Annotated in this window: 19 protein-coding genes; 8 read left to right on the forward strand and 11 right to left on the reverse strand. The window is 71.9% G+C overall.

The genetic code is table 11. The features are described 5' to 3' along the window. Window positions 1-17 precede the first annotated feature (17 nt). Complete coding sequence (efeB, locus tag SMIR_RS35120; protein ID WP_168489664.1) at window positions 18-1,301, forward strand: iron uptake transporter deferrochelatase/peroxidase subunit; 1,284 nt, start codon at window positions 18-20, stop codon at window positions 1,299-1,301. On the opposite strand, the gene SMIR_RS35125 is transcribed toward efeB, so the two are convergent. Further along, the gene (locus SMIR_RS35125) at window positions 1,232-1,939 is read right to left on the reverse strand and encodes a hypothetical protein (protein ID WP_168489663.1); all 708 of its coding nucleotides are present in this window, start codon (window positions 1,937-1,939) and stop codon (window positions 1,232-1,234) included. The two genes, efeB and SMIR_RS35125, sit on opposite strands and share 70 nt — an antisense overlap. A gap of 154 nt (window positions 1,940-2,093) precedes the next feature. Beyond that, entirely contained in the window at window positions 2,094-2,660 is a 567-nt protein-coding gene (locus SMIR_RS35130) for a class I SAM-dependent methyltransferase (protein ID WP_168489662.1), read from the reverse strand. Window positions 2,661-2,792: 132 nt separating this feature from the next. Between SMIR_RS35130 and SMIR_RS35135 the strand changes: the two genes are divergently transcribed. The 4 genes from SMIR_RS35135 (at window position 2,793) to SMIR_RS35150 (ending at window position 7,122) form a co-directional block, all read left to right on the forward strand. After that, window positions 2,793-4,106 (forward strand): sensor histidine kinase, encoded by a 1,314-nt coding sequence (locus SMIR_RS35135; protein ID WP_212727831.1) that lies wholly within the window; start codon window positions 2,793-2,795, stop codon window positions 4,104-4,106. After that, a complete protein-coding gene (locus SMIR_RS35140; protein ID WP_168489660.1) occupies window positions 4,103-4,795 on the forward strand; it encodes a response regulator in 693 nt (230 codons plus the stop codon). Before SMIR_RS35135 ends, SMIR_RS35140 begins: the two co-directional genes overlap by 4 nt. 194 nt (window positions 4,796-4,989) lie before the next feature. Next, window positions 4,990-5,994 (forward strand): alpha/beta hydrolase, encoded by a 1,005-nt coding sequence (locus SMIR_RS35145; RefSeq protein WP_168489659.1) that lies wholly within the window; start codon window positions 4,990-4,992, stop codon window positions 5,992-5,994. Window positions 5,995-6,102: 108 nt separating this feature from the next. Continuing rightward, a complete protein-coding gene (locus SMIR_RS35150) occupies window positions 6,103-7,122 on the forward strand; it encodes a helix-turn-helix domain-containing protein (RefSeq protein WP_168489658.1) in 1,020 nt (339 codons plus the stop codon). Window positions 7,123-7,180: 58 nt separating this feature from the next. Here SMIR_RS35150 and SMIR_RS35155 read toward each other — a convergent pair whose 3' ends face one another. Continuing rightward, window positions 7,181-8,266 (reverse strand): NADH:flavin oxidoreductase/NADH oxidase, encoded by a 1,086-nt coding sequence (locus tag SMIR_RS35155; protein WP_168489657.1) that lies wholly within the window; start codon window positions 8,264-8,266, stop codon window positions 7,181-7,183. 149 nt (window positions 8,267-8,415) lie between these two features. On the opposite strand from SMIR_RS35155, the gene SMIR_RS35160 reads away from it, so the two are divergent. Continuing rightward, window positions 8,416-8,784 (forward strand): ArsR/SmtB family transcription factor, encoded by a 369-nt coding sequence (locus SMIR_RS35160; RefSeq protein WP_168489656.1) that lies wholly within the window; start codon window positions 8,416-8,418, stop codon window positions 8,782-8,784. A gap of 34 nt (window positions 8,785-8,818) precedes the next feature. On the opposite strand, the gene SMIR_RS35165 is transcribed toward SMIR_RS35160, so the two are convergent. The 3 genes from SMIR_RS35165 to SMIR_RS35175 form a co-directional block, all read right to left on the reverse strand. Then, complete coding sequence (locus SMIR_RS35165; protein ID WP_168489655.1) at window positions 8,819-10,168, reverse strand: nucleobase:cation symporter-2 family protein; 1,350 nt, start codon at window positions 10,166-10,168, stop codon at window positions 8,819-8,821. A 161-nt stretch (window positions 10,169-10,329) separates the two neighbouring features. Continuing rightward, complete coding sequence (locus tag SMIR_RS35170) at window positions 10,330-11,688, reverse strand: FAD-dependent oxidoreductase (protein ID WP_168489654.1); 1,359 nt, start codon at window positions 11,686-11,688, stop codon at window positions 10,330-10,332. Between the two features lie 197 nt (window positions 11,689-11,885). Continuing rightward, on the reverse strand, window positions 11,886-12,551 hold the full coding sequence (locus SMIR_RS35175; RefSeq protein WP_212727832.1) for a DUF305 domain-containing protein: 666 nt from the start codon (window positions 12,549-12,551) through the stop codon (window positions 11,886-11,888). Between the two features lie 194 nt (window positions 12,552-12,745). Here SMIR_RS35175 and SMIR_RS35180 point away from each other — a divergent pair, with 194 nt between their 5' ends. Continuing rightward, complete coding sequence (locus SMIR_RS35180) at window positions 12,746-14,248, forward strand: LVIVD repeat-containing protein (protein WP_168489652.1); 1,503 nt, start codon at window positions 12,746-12,748, stop codon at window positions 14,246-14,248. Here the strand turns inward: SMIR_RS35180 and SMIR_RS35185 are convergent. Next, window positions 14,236-14,925, reverse strand: coding sequence for a TetR/AcrR family transcriptional regulator (locus SMIR_RS35185; protein ID WP_168489651.1), 690 nt, complete (start codon window positions 14,923-14,925; stop codon window positions 14,236-14,238). The genes SMIR_RS35180 and SMIR_RS35185 overlap by 13 nt on opposite strands. 232 nt (window positions 14,926-15,157) lie before the next feature. On the opposite strand from SMIR_RS35185, the gene SMIR_RS35190 reads away from it, so the two are divergent. Further along, window positions 15,158-15,403, forward strand: coding sequence for a DUF2630 family protein (locus SMIR_RS35190; protein WP_168500867.1), 246 nt, complete (start codon window positions 15,158-15,160; stop codon window positions 15,401-15,403). Window positions 15,404-15,473: 70 nt separating this feature from the next. On the opposite strand, the gene SMIR_RS35195 is transcribed toward SMIR_RS35190, so the two are convergent. From SMIR_RS35195 to SMIR_RS35210, 4 genes are all read right to left on the reverse strand, one after another. Next, window positions 15,474-16,169, reverse strand: a complete 696-nt coding sequence (locus SMIR_RS35195; protein ID WP_212727833.1) for an HAD family hydrolase — start codon at window positions 16,167-16,169, stop codon at window positions 15,474-15,476. 53 nt (window positions 16,170-16,222) lie between these two features. Next, entirely contained in the window at window positions 16,223-16,906 is a 684-nt protein-coding gene (locus tag SMIR_RS35200; RefSeq protein ID WP_168489650.1) for a phosphatase PAP2 family protein, read from the reverse strand. A 67-nt stretch (window positions 16,907-16,973) separates the two neighbouring features. Then, on the reverse strand, window positions 16,974-17,909 hold the full coding sequence (locus SMIR_RS35205) for a M56 family metallopeptidase (RefSeq protein WP_168489649.1): 936 nt from the start codon (window positions 17,907-17,909) through the stop codon (window positions 16,974-16,976). 98 nt (window positions 17,910-18,007) lie between these two features. After that, the gene (locus tag SMIR_RS35210; RefSeq protein ID WP_168489648.1) at window positions 18,008-18,577 is read right to left on the reverse strand and encodes a DUF5134 domain-containing protein; all 570 of its coding nucleotides are present in this window, start codon (window positions 18,575-18,577) and stop codon (window positions 18,008-18,010) included. Between the last annotated feature and the right edge of the window lie 181 nt (window positions 18,578-18,758).

The raw sequence follows: 18,758 nt of genomic DNA on the forward strand, positions 1-18,758 counted from the left end.
GGAGAGGACCTCCCCCGATGACGACCCCGAGCCAGGACGACCAGGCCGCGCCGGGCGCCTGCCCCTTCGGCCGCCGTACGTTCACCAAGACCGCCCTCGGCGTCGGCGCGGCCGGAGCCGCCCTGGCGGGCGCCGGGCTCGTCGGGGCCCAGGTGGCCGCGGGCAGCACTCCCGCCGCGGCGGCCGACTCGGGCAGCGGCAAGGTGGCCTTCCACGGCGCCCACCAGGCCGGCATCACCACCCCCGCGCCCACGGCCGCCGTCTTCGTCTCCTTCGACGTCATCGCCGAGGACCGGACCGAACTGGCCGCCCTGCTGCGCACGATCACCGAACGGGCCCGCTTCCTGACCACCGGTGGCACCCCGGTCGACCTCGGCGTGGGCGCACCGCCCTCCGACAGCGGTCTGCTGGGACCGGACCTGCCCGCGGACGACCTCACCGTCACCGTGGGCGTCGGCGCCTCGCTCTTCGACGACCGCTATGGCCTCGCCGACCGCATGCCGCGCCACCTGAAGCCGATGCGCACCTTCCCCAACGACAACCTCGACGCCGCCGAGTGCCACGGCGACCTGTCGTTGCAGCTGTGCGCCGCCCACTCCGACACGGTGCTGCACGCCCTGCGCGACATCACCCGGCACACGCGCGGCGCGATGCAGATCAAGTGGCGCATCGACGGCTTCCAGAACCCGTCCCGTCCGACCGGCGCGCAGCGCAACTTCCTCGGGTTCAAGGACGGCATCGCCAATCCCGACACGACCTCGTCCCGCGAGATGGACAAGCTGGTCTGGGTCACCGCGGCCGACGGCGAACCGGCCTGGGCGGTCGGCGGCAGCTACCAGGTCATCCGGATCATCCGCATGCTGGTCGAGTTCTGGGACCGGGTCTCGCTCACCGAGCAGGAGAAGATGATCGGCCGCCGCCGTGACACCGGCGCACCGCTGGACGGCGCCCAGGAGACCGACCTCCCGCGCTACGCCAAGGACCCCAAGGGCGAGGCGATCCCGCTGGACGCACACATCCGGCTGGCCAACCCCCGTACGGCGAAGAGCGACACCACCCGGATCCTGCGCCGCGGCTACAACTACGACCGGGGCGTCGACAAGGCGGGCAACTTCGACATGGGCCTGGCCTTCTGCTCCTACCAGCAGGACGTGGTCCGTCAGTTCGAGGCGACCCAGACGCGTCTGATCGACGAGCCGCTCGTCGACTACATCAGCCCCACCGGGGGCGGCTACTTCTTCGCGCTGCCCGGGGTGAAGGACAAGTCCGACTGGCTGGGCCGCTCCCTCGTCGAGGGCTGAAGCGCAGGGTGAAGAGGGGGTTGGGCCGGGGCCGGCAGTGGGGCCGGACCCGAGGCCGTCCCGTCCAGCGTGCCGAGCAGAAACGGCATCACTCCCCGTTCCAGCAGGGCCAGTTGCCACTCCTCATGGGCCCGGCTCACCTCTGGATCGCGGTCCTCCGGGGTGGGGCGGTCGCGCGTCGCCAGCGACCAGAGAAGGTCGCCCAGCGCCGCCCCCGCCGTCACCGCGGCCAGGATCACCACCACCATGATCAGCCCGTCGTTCAGATGCGGGCGCACGTCGAGGGCGTGCAGGTCGAAGCCGCTCAGGACGTACACACCCGCGGCGACGACACCAAGACTCGGCACGAGCAGCGCCGAGACGGACACGGAGCCATCCCCCACACGTACGGAGGCCTTTGAGGGTCCGTCATGCCGTCGGGACGCCCGCAGCCGGAGGTACCGGTCGTACTCGACCGCGGCGGTCCGGGAGAGCGAGGGGCACGCCTGAAGGGCTTCGGCGCGCAGGCGCTCGCGCGTGTCCGCCACGCCGACGCGTTCCACGGCTGCCATGATCTCGGGGGAGTGGAGAGCCCGGTCCAGGATCCGCTCGAAGGTGCCGTCACTCGGCGCCGCCGGACCGTCGTCACGTTCCTTCATTTGGGGGTCCCCCGAGACGTAAGAGGCTCACGATGAGGCAAACCCTACAGTATGTAGGGTTTCCGCTCGCCAACCGCTTCGGTGTCGGGTCTCCATCGCGTCGCGGGATCTTCGCAGGCGCTTCGGCACGGGATACGTCGTCCTGCGCCGAGCGTCACGGCCTCCTGGTGGCCCGGTGCACGAAGGCGGGCGGGAGGTTCGGCCACACCACCGGCGAGCGCTCCAACCGGTCGAAGCGGCAGGCCAGTTCGGCGGTGAAGTGACGGGCGGGCGGAGTCCAGGCCGCGTGCAGATACGCGAAGGTGGTGAACCGGCCGCCGGGCGCCAGGGCTTCGCTCACGGCGTCCAGGATGTGCCCGCGCCGCTCCCGCGACATGACCGTCCACGGCAGCCCGGAGACCACCGCGTCGACCGGTCCGCTCACCGCGGCGGCCAGGTCGGCGGCCGAACCCCGCACCACGGTCAGCCGTTCGTCGCGCCGTGCGGCCGACAACCGTGCCGCGAGCACCGGATTGAGCTCGACCGCGACGAGCCGCGCGTCGGGCGCGAGCCGGGCCAGGATCGCGTCGGTGAACACCCCGGTCCCCGGACCCAGTTCGGCAACGAGCCGGGCCCGCTCCAGACCGATGCCCTCGGTCATCGCGTGGGCCAGCCGACGTGAACTGGCCGTCACGGCGCCGGTCATGAGGGGCCGTCTGAGGAACTCGCTGGTGATCGACATGGCGGCCATGCTGGAAGCGCGCCGGGTGGCCGCACGTCGTATCCCCGGCCGGTGCGCGTACGACCGCGGGAGGACCCCGTGACGCCCCGCAGGACGATGCGGCGGAGCGGTCCCCGGTCATAGCGTGAGGCGGTGCATCGGCTGATCGAGACCCTGGCCCGTCGGCGGCGCGGCCGCCCGTGGCTGACGGACGTCCTGCTGGTCGTGCTGGTGGCCGTGCCCCCGGTCATCCGCCCGGAGCCGGGCTGGCGGCCGGTCTGGGTGCAGGTGGGCGTGTACGTCGCCCTGGTGCTGCCCCTGCTGTGGCGCCGCCGGCGGCCGGTGCTCGTCGCGGCCCTGGTGACGGCGGCGTTCTGGGCGCAGTACCTCGGACAGGTGTGGGGACAGGAACCGGGGCGCGGCGCCGTCGCCCTGGCCGCGGTCCTGGCCACCCTCACCGTGCGCGGGCTGCGCCGCGCCGCCGCGCTGACGGTGGTCTGTGCCGCCGGCTGCGTACTGCTGTGGATTCCCGCGTGGCAGCGGGAGTACGTGGGTCCGGGCGCCCGCGGAGCCTGGCTCACCCCGCTCGCCGTGGGGCTGCTGCTGGCCGGGGCCTGGGTGTTCGGCGAGTACGTCCGTGCCCGGCGCGCCTACCTCGCCGAGTTCGAGCGGCGGGCCGCACTCGTCGAGTCGGAGCGCCTCGCCCTGGCCCGGGTCGCCGTCGCCGAGGAACGGGCGCGCATCGCCCGCGAGATCCACGACGTCCTCGCGCACAGCGTGAGCGTGATGGTGGTGAACGCCGAGGGCGGCAGACTGATGCGGCATGTCGACCCCGCCGTCGTCGACCGCACCCTCGGCGTCATCAGCGCGACCGGCCGCGAGGCCCTGGGCGAACTGCGCCGGCTGCTGGAGGTGCTGCGTACGCCCGACGCGGACGCCTCGGCCGACCCCGACTCCGGCGCCGATGCGGCTCCCGAGCCCCTCTCGGCCGATCTACGCCGGCTGATCGGACGCCTCAACACGAGCGGCACGCGCGCCCGGCTGGACCTGCGCGGTGAGCGGGGCGGCCTCCCGGCGGACCTCACCGCGCAGACGTACCGCATCGTGCAGGAAGCGCTCACCAACATCGTCAAGCACGCGCCGCCGGACGCCTCGATCCACGTACGGGTCGACACGGGCGCCCCGGGGCCCGGGCGGCTGGTCCGCGTCCGGGTGGAGAACTCAGCCGGAGCCGGAGCCGGATTCGCAGGAGGAGCCGGAGCCGGATCCGCAGGAGGAGCCGGAGCCGTGACCGCCGCCGAGCTCCCCGCCCCGCTGCCCTCGTCCGGTCGCGGTCTCACCGGCATGCGCGAACGCACCGCCCTGTACGGCGGGAGTGTCGACGCCGGGCCCACACTCGACGGCGGCTACCGGGTCGCCGCCACCCTGCGCGTCGCCGAGCCCGAGCCCACCGGGGCGACTCCATGACCGGTCCGTCCCCAACCCCGTCCCCGTCCCGCGTGCTGATCTGCGACGACCAGGAGCTGATCCGGATGGGGCTGCGCATGGTCGTCGACAGCCAGCCGGACCTCACCGTGGTGGGCGAGGCCGCCGACGGCGACGCGGCGATCGAGGGCGTCGCCGCCCTGGAGCCGGACCTCGTCCTGATGGACGTACGCATGCCCGGTCTGGACGGACTCGCCGCCACCGAGCACCTCTGCGCGCAGCCCCACGGGCCCCGGATCCTCGTCGTCACCACCTTCGACCTCGACGAGTACGCCTACGCGGCCCTGCGGGCCGGCGCGAACGGCTTCCTCGTCAAGGACGCCCCGGCCGAGGAGATCCTGGTGACCGTGCGGGCGGTGCTGCGGGGAGAGGTCATGGTGGCGCCCTCGCTCACCCGGCGCCTGGTCGAACGCTTCGTCCTGCACGCGCCCGCGTCCGCGTCCACGCCCGCCCAGCGCAACCGCCTAGCCGCCCTCACCGAGCGGGAACGGGAAGTCCTCGCCCTGGTCGCCCGGGGACTGCCCAACGGCGAGATCGCGGGCCGCCTCTTCGTCGGGGAGACGACCGTCAAGACCCACCTCGGCCGCATCCTGACCAAGCTCGGCCTCCGGGACCGTATCCACGCGGTGATCTTCGCCTACGAGAGCGGGCTGGTACAGGTCGGGGACTGAACGGAGACGGGAACTGAACGGCTACGGGAACTGAACGGCTACGGGAATCGAGCGGCGACGGGGATCGGGCGGCGAGGTGCATCCCGCCGTTCGGCGGGACTTCTCCGCCGTCCGGCGCTGCCGTGGGACCGCGGGGGCGAGGCACGATGACATCCAGTGGTCACAGGGACGTGGCCCGGACGCAGGGAGAGCCGATGACCACCAATGCTTCCGCCGAGGCGCAGGGCTCCCGGGTCGGGCCGCCCCCGCCGTTCGACCCGGAGCTCGCCGCCGCCCTCGAAATCATCCGCGAACAGCTGCCGTCCTCGTTCAGCATCGAGATGATCCCGGCGCTGCGCGAGGGCATGGCACTGTCCGAAGGGGAGGACCTGGACCTGACCCGGGACGGCGCCTTCGAGGTGGAGGAGCGCACGGTGCCCGGGCCGCAGGGCGCACCGGACATCTCCCTGCTCATCTGTCGGCCGACCCGGGCCGCCGCGGCCGTGCCCGTCGTCTACAACGTGCACGGCGGCGGCATGGTGATCGGCGACAACCGCACCGGCGTCGGGGAAATGCTGGACTGGGCCGAGGAGTTGGGCACGGCTGTGGTGTCGGTGGAGTACCGCCTCGCGCCTGAACACCCGCATCCGGCCCTCGTCGAGGACTGCTACGCCGGACTGAAGTGGACGGCCGAACATGCCGGGGAACTGGGGTTCGACCCCGAGCGGATCATCGTCGCGGGCGCGAGCGCCGGGGGCGGTCTGAGCGCGGCGGTCGCCCTGCTCGCCCGGGACCGCGGCGCACCGGCGCTCCTGGGACAGGTGCTGCTGTGCCCGATGCTCGACGACCGCAACGACACCCCCTCCAGCCGTCAGATGGCCGGTCTCGGCGTGTGGGACCGTGCGGCGAACCAGATGGGGTGGACGGCCCTGCTCGGTGACGCCCGCGGCGGCCCGGACGTCTCTCCCTACGCCGCCCCGGCCCGCGCCGACGACCTCTCCGGACTGCCCCCGGCCTTCATCGACGTCGGCTCGGCCGAGACTTTCCGGGACGAGGCCGTCGCCTACGCGAGCCGGCTGTGGCAGGCGGGCGGCCGGGCCGAACTCCACGTGTGGCCGGGTGGCTTCCACGGATACGACCTGATGGCGCCGCAGGCGGCCCTGTCCCAGGACACCAAGGCAGCACGTCTGCGCTGGCTGCGCCGGCTCCTGGAGAACTGACCCCGTCCACCAGGCGTTCTTGCCGGTGACGGCTTGGCACCGGGCGCCGGAAGACGGAGCATGAGGGGCGACGCTTTCCGGTGGGTCCGTGCGAGGTGAGTGAGTTCGGTGAAGGAGCTGGCGGGCAGGCTCGCGGCACTCGACCCCGACGCGGGTGCCGCACTCCAGGTGATCTCCTACTTCGACCGGCTGATCGAGGGCCGGGCGGGTCTGGAAGCCCTGGTGCGCGGCGCGGCCGTGCTGTCCGGCTGCCCGGCCCGGCTCGTCGACGAGGAGCGTGGGGTCCGCGTCCGGGTCGAGGCCGACGGGATGCGCCGGGACGACGGCAGCCCCGTCGACCCGGCCTGGCCCTCGGCCCCATTGACGCCGGAAGGACCGCCTGCCGTCTGGCTGGAGCGCACGGGAGTCTCCGACGGGGTCCACGCGATGGTCCTCGAGCGCGCCGCGGCCGCCGCCCGGGTGGTGCTCGACCGGACGCGCGGGCGGGCTCCGGCGGAGGCCCGCGAGGCCGACCCCGCCTCGGTCGAGGTGCTCCTGGACGCCTCCGCCACCGAGCATGCCCGGCATCAGGCGGCCGTCCGGCTCGGCCTGCGGGACGTGGCCGCCGCCCGTGTGGTGGCGACCGCCGAGGGCGGGCCGCACGTCGAAGCGGTGCCCGCCACCGGCGACAGCACGCCCACCACCGGAGGCCGTCGCGCGGGCATCGGCCCCGCGGTGCCCGTACGGGACCTTCCGGCGTCGTGGGCAGCCGCCCGCACCGCCCTGCGGTTCACCGCGGAGGGCACCGACCAGGACCCCGGCCCCCGCACGGTGTACGCGGACGAGCTGGGCGGCCTCGCACTGCTCGCGGACACGGTCGGCCCGACCACCGAACCCCTCCCGGACGTCCGCGCCCTGGAACACGCCGTCGCGACGGCCCCCTGGGCGGCGAGCACGCTGAACGCGATCGCCTTCAGCACGAGTCTGCGCGCCGCCGCGGCGGAGCTGAACGTGCACCACTCCACACTCCAGGACCGCCTCGCCCAGGCCGAGCACCGGCTCGACTGGCCGGTCCACGACCCGCATGGCCGGCTCCGCCTCCAACTGGCGCTGGTCCTGCGACGGTTGCACCGGAACGCGGCACGCTAGCGCGCGCTCCAGGGACGGTCCGCGCAGCGGTGGTAACGAGTGCCACGGAGCGCAGGTGCTACACGGAGCGGTGGTACTGGTCGGGGACGTAAACCTGGACCTCCGCGCCCAGTTCATGGGCCGCCAGGCGCGCGAACGAGGGGTTGCGCAGCAGCTCGCGCCCCAGCAGCACGGCGTCGGCCTCGTCGTTGGCGAGGATCTTCGCGGCCTGCTCGGCGTCGGTGATGAGACCGACGGCGGCGACGGACAGCGAGGTCTCCGCCTTGACCCGGGCGGCGAAGGGGACCTGGTACCCCGGCCCGACCGGGATGCGTACCCCCGAGACGTTGCCGCCGGTGGAGACGTCGAGCAGGTCGATGCCGTGCGCGCGCAGCTCGCCCGCGAAGCGGACGGTGTCGTCGGCGCTCCAGCCGCCCTCTTCCAGCCAGTCGGTGGCGGAGATCCGGAAGAACAGCGGCTTGTCGTCGGGCCAGACCTCCCGCACGGCGTCCACAACCTCGAGGGCGAAGCGGACACGGTTCTCGTACGAGCCGCCGTACTCGTCGGTGCGGCGGTTGGAGTGCGGGGAGAGGAACTCGTTGACGAGGTAGCCGTGGGCGCCGTGGATCTCGGCGATCTCGAAACCGGCGTCCAGGGCGCGCCGCGCCGCGTCCGCGAACTGGCCCACGATCTCCCGGATCCCGGCCACGGTCAGCTCGGTCGGCACCGGGTGCCGCTCGTCGAAGGCCAGCGCGCTCGGGGCGAGCGGCTGCCAGCCGTACGCGTCCTCGCCGACCGGCGCGCCGCCCTTCCAGGGACGGTCGGTGGAGGCCTTGCGGCCGCTGTGCGCGAGCTGGATCGCGGGCACGGTGCCCTGGCTCCTGAGGAAGCGGGTGATCCTGCGGAAGGCCTCGACCTGGGTGTCGTTCCAGATGCCCAGGTCGTAGGGGCTGATCCGGCCCTCGGGGGAGACGGCGGTGGCCTCGACGACGATCAGCCCCGTGCCGCCGGTGGCGCGGGCGGCGTAGTGGGCGAAGTGCCAGTCGTTCGGCGCGCCGGTCGAGGGTCCCTCAGACGCGGCCGAGTACTGGCACATCGGGGGCATCCACACCCGGTTCGGGACGGTCACCTCGCGCAGGGTGAAGGGCTCGAAGAGCGTGCTCACGGCGGACTCCGTTCGTCGAGGGGCCGAACTGCACCTCATACGATAAGCGCCGTAGTACGGTAAGTGTCAAACTACGAGAGGCGTCGAACAATCCTCGTACACTGAGGTTCCTGGACGAGAATGAGGTTCCTGGACGAAGTGGAGCCACCGTGACGACCGCCGACCCCGCCGGCAGCAGCCGTGACCTGCCGCACCCCCTGCGTGAGGAGATCCGTCTGGAGTCGGTGCTGCACGCGCTCTCCGATCCCATGCGGCTGCGGATCGTGCGAGAGCTCGCCGCCGTCGGCGACGAGCTCTCCTGTTCGCATTTCGACCTGCCGGTCACCAAATCCACCACCACGCATCACTTCCGGGTGCTCCGCGAGAGCGGGATGATCCAGCAGGTCTACCGGGGAACGGCCAAGATGAGCGCCTTGCGCACAGCCGACCTGAACGTCCTGTTCCCCGGGCTTCTCGACAGCGTCCTCGCCGCGATCGAGCGGCAGGGCGAGCGGCTGGGCGAACGACTGCCCCGCTGAGCGAACGACTGACCGGCTGAGCGCCCGGCGGGGCTCAGGTCGAGGCGGCCTCCCGTTCGGCGGCGACCCCGGCCGAACCCGCCTTCCCCGGCAGGTGGTTGAAGAGCAGGTTCAGGACGATCGCCGTCAGGCACCCGGCGCTGATCCCGCTGTTCATCACCGTCTGGAACCAGTCGGGGAACTTCGCGTAGACCGTCGGCACGCCGACCGGCAGCATGCCCACGGCGAGCGAGACGGCCACCACCGTCAGGTTGTTGTTGCCCTTGAAGTCCACCTCGGCCAGCGTCCGCAGCCCGCTCGCGGCGACCGTCCCGAACATCACCAGACCCGCGCCGCCAAGCACCGGCGCCGGCACCGCCGCGACCACCGCGCCCAGCTTGGGCAGCAGACCGAGCAGGACGAGGATGCCGCCCGCGGTCGCCACCACCCAGCGGCTGCGCACCCGGGTCATGCCGACCAGACCCACGTTCTGCGCGAACGCCGTGTAGGGGAAGGTGTTGAACACACCGCCGAGCACCGTGGAGAGGCCGTCGGCGCGCAGACCGTCGGCCAGCGTGCGCGGCTCGACCTTCCGGTCGGTCATCTCGCCGACCGCGATGAGGTCACCGGTTGTCTCCGTCATCGTCACCAGCGCCACGACCAGCATCGACACGATCGCGGAGGCGTGGAACGTCGGCGTGCCGAAGTGGAACGGCGTGCTGATCCCGACCCAGTCGGCGTCCCCGACCCCGCCGAAGTCCGTGAACCCGAAGGGCACCGCCACGGCGAGGCCCACCGCGATGCCGACCAGCACCGCGATCCGGCTCAGGAAGGCCGGCGCGAACCGCTGCACACCCAGCACCACGACCAGGACGAAGCCCGCGAGCGCCAGGTTCTTCGGTTCCCCGAAGTCCTTCGCTCCCACGCCGCCGGCCGCCCAGTTGCCCGCCACCGGCAGCAGTGAGACCCCGATGATCAGGATGACGGTGCCCGTGACCAGCGGCGGGAAGAAGCGCAGCAGTCTGCCGAAGACCGGCGCCAGCAGCATGATCGCGAGCCCCGCGACGATCACCGATCCGTAGATCGCGGGCAGTCCGCCGCCCGTCGTCCCGATCAGGACCATCGGCGAGACCGCCGCGAAGGTGCAGCCCTGCATGATCGGCAGTCGTACACCGAACCGCCAGAAGCCCACGCACTGGATGAGGGTCGCGATACCGCACACCAGCAGGTCCGCGGTGATCAGATACGCGAGATCGGCGGGCGAGAGCTTCATCGCCCCGCCCACGATCAGCGGCACGGCCACCGCGCCCGCGTACATCGCGAGCACGTGCTGGAGCCCGAAGGCGGCCAGGTGGCGTACGGGCGGGACCTCGTCGACGGGATGCACGGGTGCGGTGGTCGCCATGGGCACTCCAGGAGCGGCGGGTGGGGACGGGGACGGCCGGACGGCGCGAGGAACGTCCGAACAGCACGAGACCGTATGGGGCTTGAACAGTTTGTTGATTTCCGGCCCGTTGCCGCTATGTGTCATGCCCACCGAGTCGCGCCCGACCCGCCGGAGAGGTTCTAGTGCGAAGTCGCCGTCCGCGCCGCCGCCAGCAGTGACGTCCAGTCGGGCAGCTTGACCACACCCCGTCCGAGCGAGGCCCCGAGCTCCGCCTCCGCCCGCTCGATCGCCTCCCATCCGGCCCACGGAACCGGTGCCGCCCCGGCCGCCCGCAGCGCCGCGAGGGGATCCTCGGCCAGCTCCCGCCGTACGAGTTCGGGGGCGTCCTCGACGAGCGAGGTCACCGTCTCCTTGGCGCACGGCCGGTTGGTGCCGATGACACCGGTCGGGCCCCGCTTGATCCAGCCCGCCACATATTCGCCCGGCGCGACCACTCCGTCCCGCAGCACCCGGCCCGCGCGGTGCGGCACCGTGCCGTGGTCCGTGTCGAAGGGCAGCCCTTCGAGCGGGACGCCCCGATAGCCGACCGAGCGCAGCACCAACTGCGCCTCGATGTCCTCGTACCGTCCCGTGCCCGTCACCCCGCCGTGCCCGTCGGGCGCCGTACGCTCGAAGCGCACCGCGCCCACCCGGGTGCCGTCGCCCTCGTCGGGAAGCAGCTCGACCGGGCGCAGGAAGAAGCGCAGCCGGATCCGGCGGGCCCGGTTCTGCGGCGGCGCGGCGGCCCACCCCCGCAGCACCTCCACGTTGCGGCGCTGTGCGGCGGGCAGGTCCGACGGGTCGGCGTACTGCGGATCGAGCGCCAACTCCTCGGGGTCCACCACGACTTCGGTGTCCGGCAGTGAGCCGAGCTCGCGCAGCTCCTTGGTGGTGAACCGGGCCTGCGAGGGACCGCGCCGCCCGATCATGCTGATCTCGGTCACCTTGCTCGCGGCCAGCGCGCTGAGCGCCGCCTGCGGCACGTCCGTGGGGCTCAGCTCGGACGCGCCGCGGGCCAGCATCCGGGTCACGTCGACGGCGACGTTCCCGACGCCGACGACCACCGCCGAGCGCGCGCCGAGCACGAAGCCGTCGGTGACGGAATCGGGGTGCGCGCTGTACCAGGACACGAACTCGGTCGCCGACCAGCTGCCCGACAGCTCCTCGCCCGGCACTCCGAGATGGCGGTCGGTGGCGGCGCCCACGCAGTAGACCACCGCGTGGTACAGCTCCCGCAGCCGGGTCACGGGCACCCCGCCCGGGCCGACCTGGACGCCGCCCAGGAACCGCACCCGCTCGTCCTCCAGGACCGTCCGCAGATTGTTCTGCAGGGACTTGATCTTCTCGTGGTCCGGCGCCACGCCGTAGCGCACCAGGCCGTACGGGCACGGCAGTCGGTCCAGGACGTCCACCCGGACCTCGGACAGCTCGCTCTGGACGAGGCTCTGGGCGGTGTAGACCCCGCTGGGCCCCGAGCCGACGACGGCGACATACAACACGGCGGAACTCCCAATCCGAAACCAGAACAGCCATAGGAGATCGCTGATGGCTCCAGCATCGCACCACCGACGCTCCGCTGACAGGGGGCGGCGCGCGGCACACGTGGGCGTGTTCATCCGTACGGGAAGTCATGGCATGAGTACGTGCCGTGAGCGCTCAGGTGGTCGCCGACGGTGTCACCCAGTGTTGTCGAGCGTCACCGCATCTCGCGCATCCTGCTGATCTCGCTCGACTGCTGGGCGATCACGTCGTCGGCCATCTCCTCGACCTGGATGTTGTTGCCCTGGGCCTTCACCTCCGTGGCCATGGAGATCGCCCCGTCGTGATGTGTGATCATCAGCTTGAGGAAGAGCGCGTCGAAGGCCTTGCCCCGCGCCGCGCGCAACTGCTTCAGCTGTGCCTCGGTCGCCATGCCGGGCATCTCCTCGTGCCGGTGTTCCGTGGGCCGCTTGTCGCCGTCGTGGGCCGTGAGCCAGCCTTTCATCGTGGTGATCTCCGGCCCCTGCGCGGCCGCGATCCGCGCGGCGAGCCGCTTCACCTGGCCCGACGCGGCCTGCTTCGGGGCGAGTCCGGTCATCTCCAGGGCCTGGGTGTGATGTTCGATCATCATCCGCGCGTAGGCGAAGTCCGCCGCATTGGGGGAGTCGTCCTCGCTGCGCTGTTTCGCGGCGTCCGCGACGGAGAGGGTCTCGGCCGCCTCGCCCGGCTTGCCGGGGGCGATCACCGAAGGCCCGCCCGGCCCAGTGGACTTGGGCGTGGAAGCCGAGCCGGAGTCGCAGCCCCCCAGTGCGAGCAGGGCGACCGTCAGCGACGCCGCGCCCAGGAGCGCACGGGACGCGCGAGACGTACGACGGAGCAACACATCGACCTCCAGGGGCACATGAATCGCCAGACACCTCACGGGTGTTTCATGACCGTCCTAGCACGCAGGTGAACGTTACTGATCAAAAACTTTCATTACGAGTGCGTTGCCATCTATTGATCAGTGCATGGGGCGGACGATACTTCTGGGGTCCGTGAACCGTTCAACTGCGAACGGCTACAAGGGAGGACGCAGTGACCCTGTTGATCGATCCCCGAACGCGGCGCAGACGCCTGGGAGTTGCCGCTGCCGCGGCCGGACTCCTGGCCGCGCTGCTCACGGCCGGCCCGGCGGCCGCGACCCCCGATCCCGGGGACGGCCCCGCCGCGCCGGAGAAGGTGTCCCGCGGCGACGCCGCCGAGACCAGGACGGCGATCGCGAACGGCGAGATACCCGGACAGGACGAGATCGTCCACTCCGACAACATCGAGCACCTCACCAACATCCCCAAGGACGCGCTGCCCGGAACCAATTCCGACCTCGCCTTCCAGGGCGAGTACGCCTTCGCCGGCAACTACGACGGCTTCCGCATCCTCGACATCAGCAACCCGAAGGCGCCCAGGACGGTGTCGCAGGTGCTCTGCCCGGGCTCGCAGAACGACGTGTCCGTCTCCGGCAACCTGCTCTTCCTGTCCACCGACTCCTCGCGCAGCGACAACTCCTGCACCAGCACCACGCAGCCCGCGACCGAGAAGTCCTCGTGGGAGGGCATGAAGGTCTTCGACATCACCGACAAGGCGAACCCGAAGTACGTCGCCGCCGTCGAGACCGCCTGCGGCTCGCACACCCACACGCTGGTGCCCGAGCGCAAGAACGTCTACATCTACGTCGCCTCGTACTCGCCGAGCGCCACCTTCCCCGACTGCCAGCCCCCGCACGACGGCATCTCGGTCATCAAGGTGCCTCGCAACGCCCCTGAGAAGGCGGCCGTGGTGAACTTCCCGGTGCTGTTCCCGGGCGAGGGACCGGACGGCGGCGGCAACCCGGGCGCGCCCACCAACCCGGGCGTCTCCAAGACCACCGGCTGCCACGACATCACGGTCCTGCCCTCCAAGGACCTGGCCGCCGGTGCCTGCATGGGCGACGGCATCCTGTTCTCCATCAAGGACCCGGAGCACCCGAAGGTCATCGACCAGGTCGAGGACAACGTCAACTTCGCGTTCTGGCACTCGGCGACCTTCAACCAGAAGGCGAACAAGGTCGTCTTCACCGACGAGTTGGGCGGCGGCGGGGCGGCAACCTGCAACGCGGCCATCGGTCCGAACCGCGGCGCCGACGGCATCTACGACATCGTCGGCAAGGGCGACAAGCGCAAGCTCGTCTTCAAGAACTACTTCAAGATCCCCCGCCACCAGGCCGACACCGAGAACTGCGTGGCCCACAACGGCTCGCTGATCCCCGTCAAGGGCAAGGACCTCATGGTCCAGGCCTGGTATCAGGGCGGCGTCTCCGTCTGGGACTTCACCGACTCCTCGAACCCGAAGGAGATCGCCTACTTCGAGCGCGGACCGCTGACCACCGACAAGCTCACGGTCGGCGGCTCCTGGTCGGCGTACTACTACAACGGCTACATCTACTCGAACGACATCACCAAGGGCTTCGACGTCCTCAAGCTCAGCGACCGGCGCACCGACCCGGCCAAGCGGGTCCACCTGCGCGAGCTCAACGTCCAGACGCAGCCGGACTACTTCGACTGATCGTCAGGCGGCTGCTCGTCCGGTCGCCCGCCGGTCGTGAAGAACCGTGACAGATCGCTGTCGCACGTCCCGCCGGGCACCTCGGTGTCCGGCGGGACACCCATCTCCCAGTCGAGGTCGTAGCGCTCGAACAGCTCGGCCCGCAGCCTCGGGACGGGCATCGGCACACCCGGCACCAGGGCCGCGTACACAGCACCCATGAGCACCGCCCGCAGCATCGGGTAGTCGGTGTCGGCGTTCTGGGAGCCGTACCCGGCGACGGTCTCCCGGAGCAGCTGCGCGAGGCGCTGCTGCTCCGGACACTGCACGAACCCCTCGCCCTGCAATATCCCCGCCATGTGCTGACGCATCAGCACGGGCCGGTCCCTCGCCAGGCCCAGGATCGCGTCGATGGCCCGGGCCAGCCGCTCCCGGCCGTCCTCGGTACGCGGCTCGCGCTCCAGCCCTTCCTCCAGAGTGCGGTGCATCATCCGGTGCACGGCACTCTGCAGGAGCTGGCGTTTGCCGGGGAAGTAGTACGACACCAGTCCGCGCGCCGATCCCGCGCGATCCGCGATGTCCCCGAGCGTCGTCGCCTCGTAGCCGCGCTCGTTCACCAGCTCCACCGCGGCCTGCAGCAGACGCTCCCGGGAACGCCGCCGCAACTCTTCATTGACCGACGGGCTGCGCGGGGACATGCTGGAACTCCTGTGTTGACTGGCTGCCAGCCAACTATACTCAGAGCGTCCGGGCCATGACTCACCGCGGGGGAGGCTTCGGGCTGCCGTCCGCCTGGGGCGACGCGGGGGATCGTCTCAGGCGGACGGGCGCAGGGCGAGCGGAATTCCCGGCGGGCAGGATTCCCGAGCGAGTCGCACGGCCGCCGTGGCCTCCTTAGAGTGGGCGGGAGTGCCGAGGAGGCGGGTGGAGATGGATCAAGAGCAGATCCTGGCCAAGATCACGGCGATGGTGGACGACGAGCGACGGCTGCGCGACGCCGTCACATCAGGGCAGATCGACAGCGCCACGGAACACGAGCGGCTCGGACAACTGGAGCGCGAGCTCGACCAGTGCTGGGACCTGCTGCGCCAGCGACGCGCGAAGTCCGAGTTCGGGGAGAACCCGGACGAGGCGCGCGTACGACCGTCTTCGCAGGTCGAGGGCTATCAGAGCTGAGAGTGAGGGGCTCTTGGGCCCGACATCGACGGCTGTCGGGCCCAGGGGCGCGCCCTGGAAGCGGCGGGGGTCAGCCGACCAGGTCCAGCACCGGCCGCAGTCCCTCCGGGCGCTGCGTCGCGGGCAGGTGGTCCACGAAGTGCACCGCACAGCCCAGCGCCGCCGCACCCCCGTCCGCGCGACGGTCGTCCCCGACCATCAGCGTGTCCTCGGGGGCGATGCCCAGCGCGTCGCAGGCGGTCGCGAACAGCCGGGTGTCCGGCTTCTGGACGCCGTGCTCGTACGACAGCACGTACGCGCCCACGTACCGGTCGAGGCCGTGCTCACGGAAGACGGGCCGCAGATCCCAGCCGATGTTGCTGACCACCCCGACCGCGACCCCGCGCCCGCACAAGGCGTCGAGCACCTCGGCGGTGTCGGGATAGGGTCCCCACGCCGCCGGGAGCATGTGACGGTCGTACAGAGCGTCGTGCAGCCGGGCATCGGGCAGCCGTACCTGGCGGGAGATCGCCGTGTACATGGCCCGATGCCGCTCGGCGCTCTCGTCCCGCCTGCGCCACAAGTCCTCCGAGCCCTCCGGCAGTCGGGGCGCGACGCCACCGCCGGGCAGCGCGCCCACCGCCTCCAGGGCGTCCGCCGCCTCGGTCAACTCCCGCTCCGGCAGGGTGAGATCGGCGTCCCTGAGCACCGCGCGCAGCCAGGACTCGGTCGGTTCGGCACGGAACAGAGTTCCGGAGAAGTCGAAGAGCACGCCTTTGATCGTCATGAGGGGCATCCTTCGGGGCGCGTTCCGTGCCGGTCAACCACGCTCCGTCCCGGTCAACCACGCTCCGGGCCGAAGCGGCGCTCATGGGCCACCACCGTCAGGGCGACCACCAGCGCGCCGAGCAGCCAGCCGCCCAGGACGTCCGAGGCCCAGTGGACGCCCAGCCAGACTCGGGTCAGCCCGACACCCATGACGGAGATCAAGGCCAGTGCCAGTGCCGTGCGCCGCAGCGCGCGCCCGGCGCCGTACAGCCGGAGCAGCCACAACAGCAGCCCGCACACCACCGTCGCGGTCATGGCGTGGCCCGAGGGGAAGGCCGCGTAGTGCGCGGAGTCCACGGGGTCGGGCCAGACGGGGCGCGCCCGGCCGACCGCCGCCTTCAGCGACTGCTGCACCACCGTGCCCAGCACACAGGCGGCCGCCACCCACGGCGCCGGCCACCACGTCGAGCGCCGCCACACCAGCCGGACCACGACCAGCGCACCCAGCGCGCGCATCGTCCACGGGTCCCACACCCAGTCCGTCAGAACGCGGAACACATGGGTGACACCGGGTTCGCCGACCGCCCAGCGGTGCGTGGTGCGCGCGATGTCGCCGTCGACGGCCAGCAGCGGTCGCCAGGAGAACGCGACCAGCAGGAGGAGCAGCACGGACGGAACGGCGAGCACCGCCGCGGTGAGTGCCGCGGTCCGTGGGGTGGAGGTGCGGAGCGGTGAGTCGACGGGCGGGGAGCGCATACGGTGATCCTCGCCGACGTACGGGGCCGGAGGCCAACCCCGTGGCGCCGAACCGCCGCTGTTGCGGCTAGCCGAGCGCCCGCAGGCCCGGTACGAACGCCACCAGCAGGGGGATCACCGGCACCAGCGTGGCCGCCGCCGTCAGTCGCAGCCGCCGCGACGGCGTCAGCCGGTCCGGGGGAGTGAGCAGGCGGTGCACCCGCTGCGGGACGTGGGCCTGCGGAGTCGGACAGGGGCCGAACACGCCCCGGTCCTCGTTCAGTTCCACCAGCGCGAGGGCGATCGTGAGGCGGCCGAAGCGGCGGGAGGCCATGTCGTCGGCGGCGAGTTCGACCAGACGGTGCATCTCGTCGCGGAACGCGGCGAACACGGGCACCTGCGGAAAACCGACGGCGAGCGCGGCCGAGCAGTGCAGCAGCCAGTCGTGCCGGGCCCGCGCGTGTCCCTGCTCGTGGGCGAGCACGGCATCCAGCTGACGCCCTTTGAGACGGCGCAACGCGGCTGTGGTGACGACCAGTTGGGGAGCGGTCCCGGGCAGCCACCAGGCGTCCGGACGCTCGCCCTCCAGCACCACCAGCCGGTCACTGCCCGGCTCCTCGCCGGGCAACAGCGGTGCTCGCAGGAGGAGTTCGTCACGGCTCTGGCGACGGTGGGCCCGGGCCCGCAGCACCTCGCGAACCAGCATCGCCGCGGTCCAGGCACCGCCGCACGCGAGCGCCACGGCGGTCGTCGCGGCCCACGGGCTCCCCCTGCCCAACGCGTAGGCGTCCACGACGGAGTGCGGAGCGGGGGCGAAGACATGGCCGCGCACCGCCACCCACGCGGCGGCCGCGCTGAGCGTCATCGACAGGACGCAGCACAGCAGAACGGCCGCCACCACGCACTGCCACGCCCACAGGGCGACCACGGGTTCATGGTCCGGCCAGTCCGCCCGGGCGAGCAGTCGTGGAGCGACCACGGCGGCCAGGGCGCCGAGCAGCAACAGTGCCGCGGGGACCATCATGGGGTGAAGCCTATGAGCGGAGCGTCGCCGGGGGATACGGCCCGCGACGACAAAGTGACGTACGCCACGGTTTCACATGGCCGGGGCCGGAGCGGTTCTCAGAGCGTGACCAGCATGGCCAGCATCGCGATCCCCATGGACAGACGGCACGCCTGTGACAGCTCGGGGCGGTCTCCCCAGCCGAGGGCCCGGGGGGTGCCGCCGAGCGTCCCCGAGTCGCCGGCCACCGCCGCGACCGGCAACAGCCGGGCCCCGGAGCGCAGCACGTACCCGACGAAGTAGACCAGGAGCGCCCCCGTGACCAGAGGGATCCCGGAACCGCCGCCGTGCCCGTGGTGCCCGGGGGAGGCGGCCATCGCGGCGGCCATGTAGACCATGGCGCAGGCCCCGACCAGATGGTGCAGATGGTGCGGGCTGCTGCGGACCGACCACAGCGTGCGCAGGGCGGCGGCGCCGAACACCGCGGCGTAGGCGAACCAGGTCCAGCGCGGCGGAGTGGCCGCCGCCGCGGGCACGGCCATCGCGGCCATGCCGAATCCCATGAGCGCCTCGGCGCCCGCGGTGCGGCGCTGCTCCTCGACGGCGCTGCGCATCCGCAACAGGCAGTAGGCCCCGCTCGCCGCGCACAGCGCTACGAGCAGCCAGCCGGGTGACGCCGGTCCGTGCACCGCGTACCTCCCCGCTCGACGGAGTCGGACAGTCGTTGATGTCGGACAGTCGGTCAGGGCATGCCCGGACGGGGCGGTGCGCAAGCGAGCGCAAAGGTGCACACAGGGGAGCGTGCGGGGGTGCGTCGCAGGTGGGCGCGGGTGGGCGTAGGCGTGGGCGCAGATGGGTGGTGGCGGGAGA

The sequence above is a fragment of the Streptomyces mirabilis genome (genome assembly GCF_018310535.1).
Taxonomy (GTDB): Bacteria; Actinomycetota; Actinomycetes; order Streptomycetales; family Streptomycetaceae; genus Streptomyces.

Excerpts from the sequence above, each read along its gene's own strand:
- efeB (WP_168489664.1), top strand. The coding sequence starts at position 18 with ATGACGACCCCGAGCCAGGACGACCAGGCCGCGCCGGGCGCCTGCCCC.
- SMIR_RS35125 (WP_168489663.1), bottom strand. The coding sequence starts at position 1,939 with ATGAAGGAACGTGACGACGGTCCGGCGGCGCCGAGTGACGGCACCTTC.
- SMIR_RS35130 (WP_168489662.1), bottom strand. The coding sequence starts at position 2,660 with ATGTCGATCACCAGCGAGTTCCTCAGACGGCCCCTCATGACCGGCGCC.
- SMIR_RS35140 (WP_168489660.1), top strand. The coding sequence starts at position 4,103 with ATGACCGGTCCGTCCCCAACCCCGTCCCCGTCCCGCGTGCTGATCTGC.
- SMIR_RS35145 (WP_168489659.1), top strand. The coding sequence starts at position 4,990 with ATGACCACCAATGCTTCCGCCGAGGCGCAGGGCTCCCGGGTCGGGCCG.
- SMIR_RS35165 (WP_168489655.1), bottom strand. The coding sequence starts at position 10,168 with ATGGCGACCACCGCACCCGTGCATCCCGTCGACGAGGTCCCGCCCGTA.
- SMIR_RS35185 (WP_168489651.1), bottom strand. The coding sequence starts at position 14,925 with ATGTCCCCGCGCAGCCCGTCGGTCAATGAAGAGTTGCGGCGGCGTTCC.
- SMIR_RS35190 (WP_168500867.1), top strand. The coding sequence starts at position 15,158 with ATGGATCAAGAGCAGATCCTGGCCAAGATCACGGCGATGGTGGACGAC.
- SMIR_RS35195 (WP_212727833.1), bottom strand. The coding sequence starts at position 16,169 with ATGACGATCAAAGGCGTGCTCTTCGACTTCTCCGGAACTCTGTTCCGT.
- SMIR_RS35200 (WP_168489650.1), bottom strand. The coding sequence starts at position 16,906 with ATGCGCTCCCCGCCCGTCGACTCACCGCTCCGCACCTCCACCCCACGG.
- SMIR_RS35205 (WP_168489649.1), bottom strand. The coding sequence starts at position 17,909 with ATGATGGTCCCCGCGGCACTGTTGCTGCTCGGCGCCCTGGCCGCCGTG.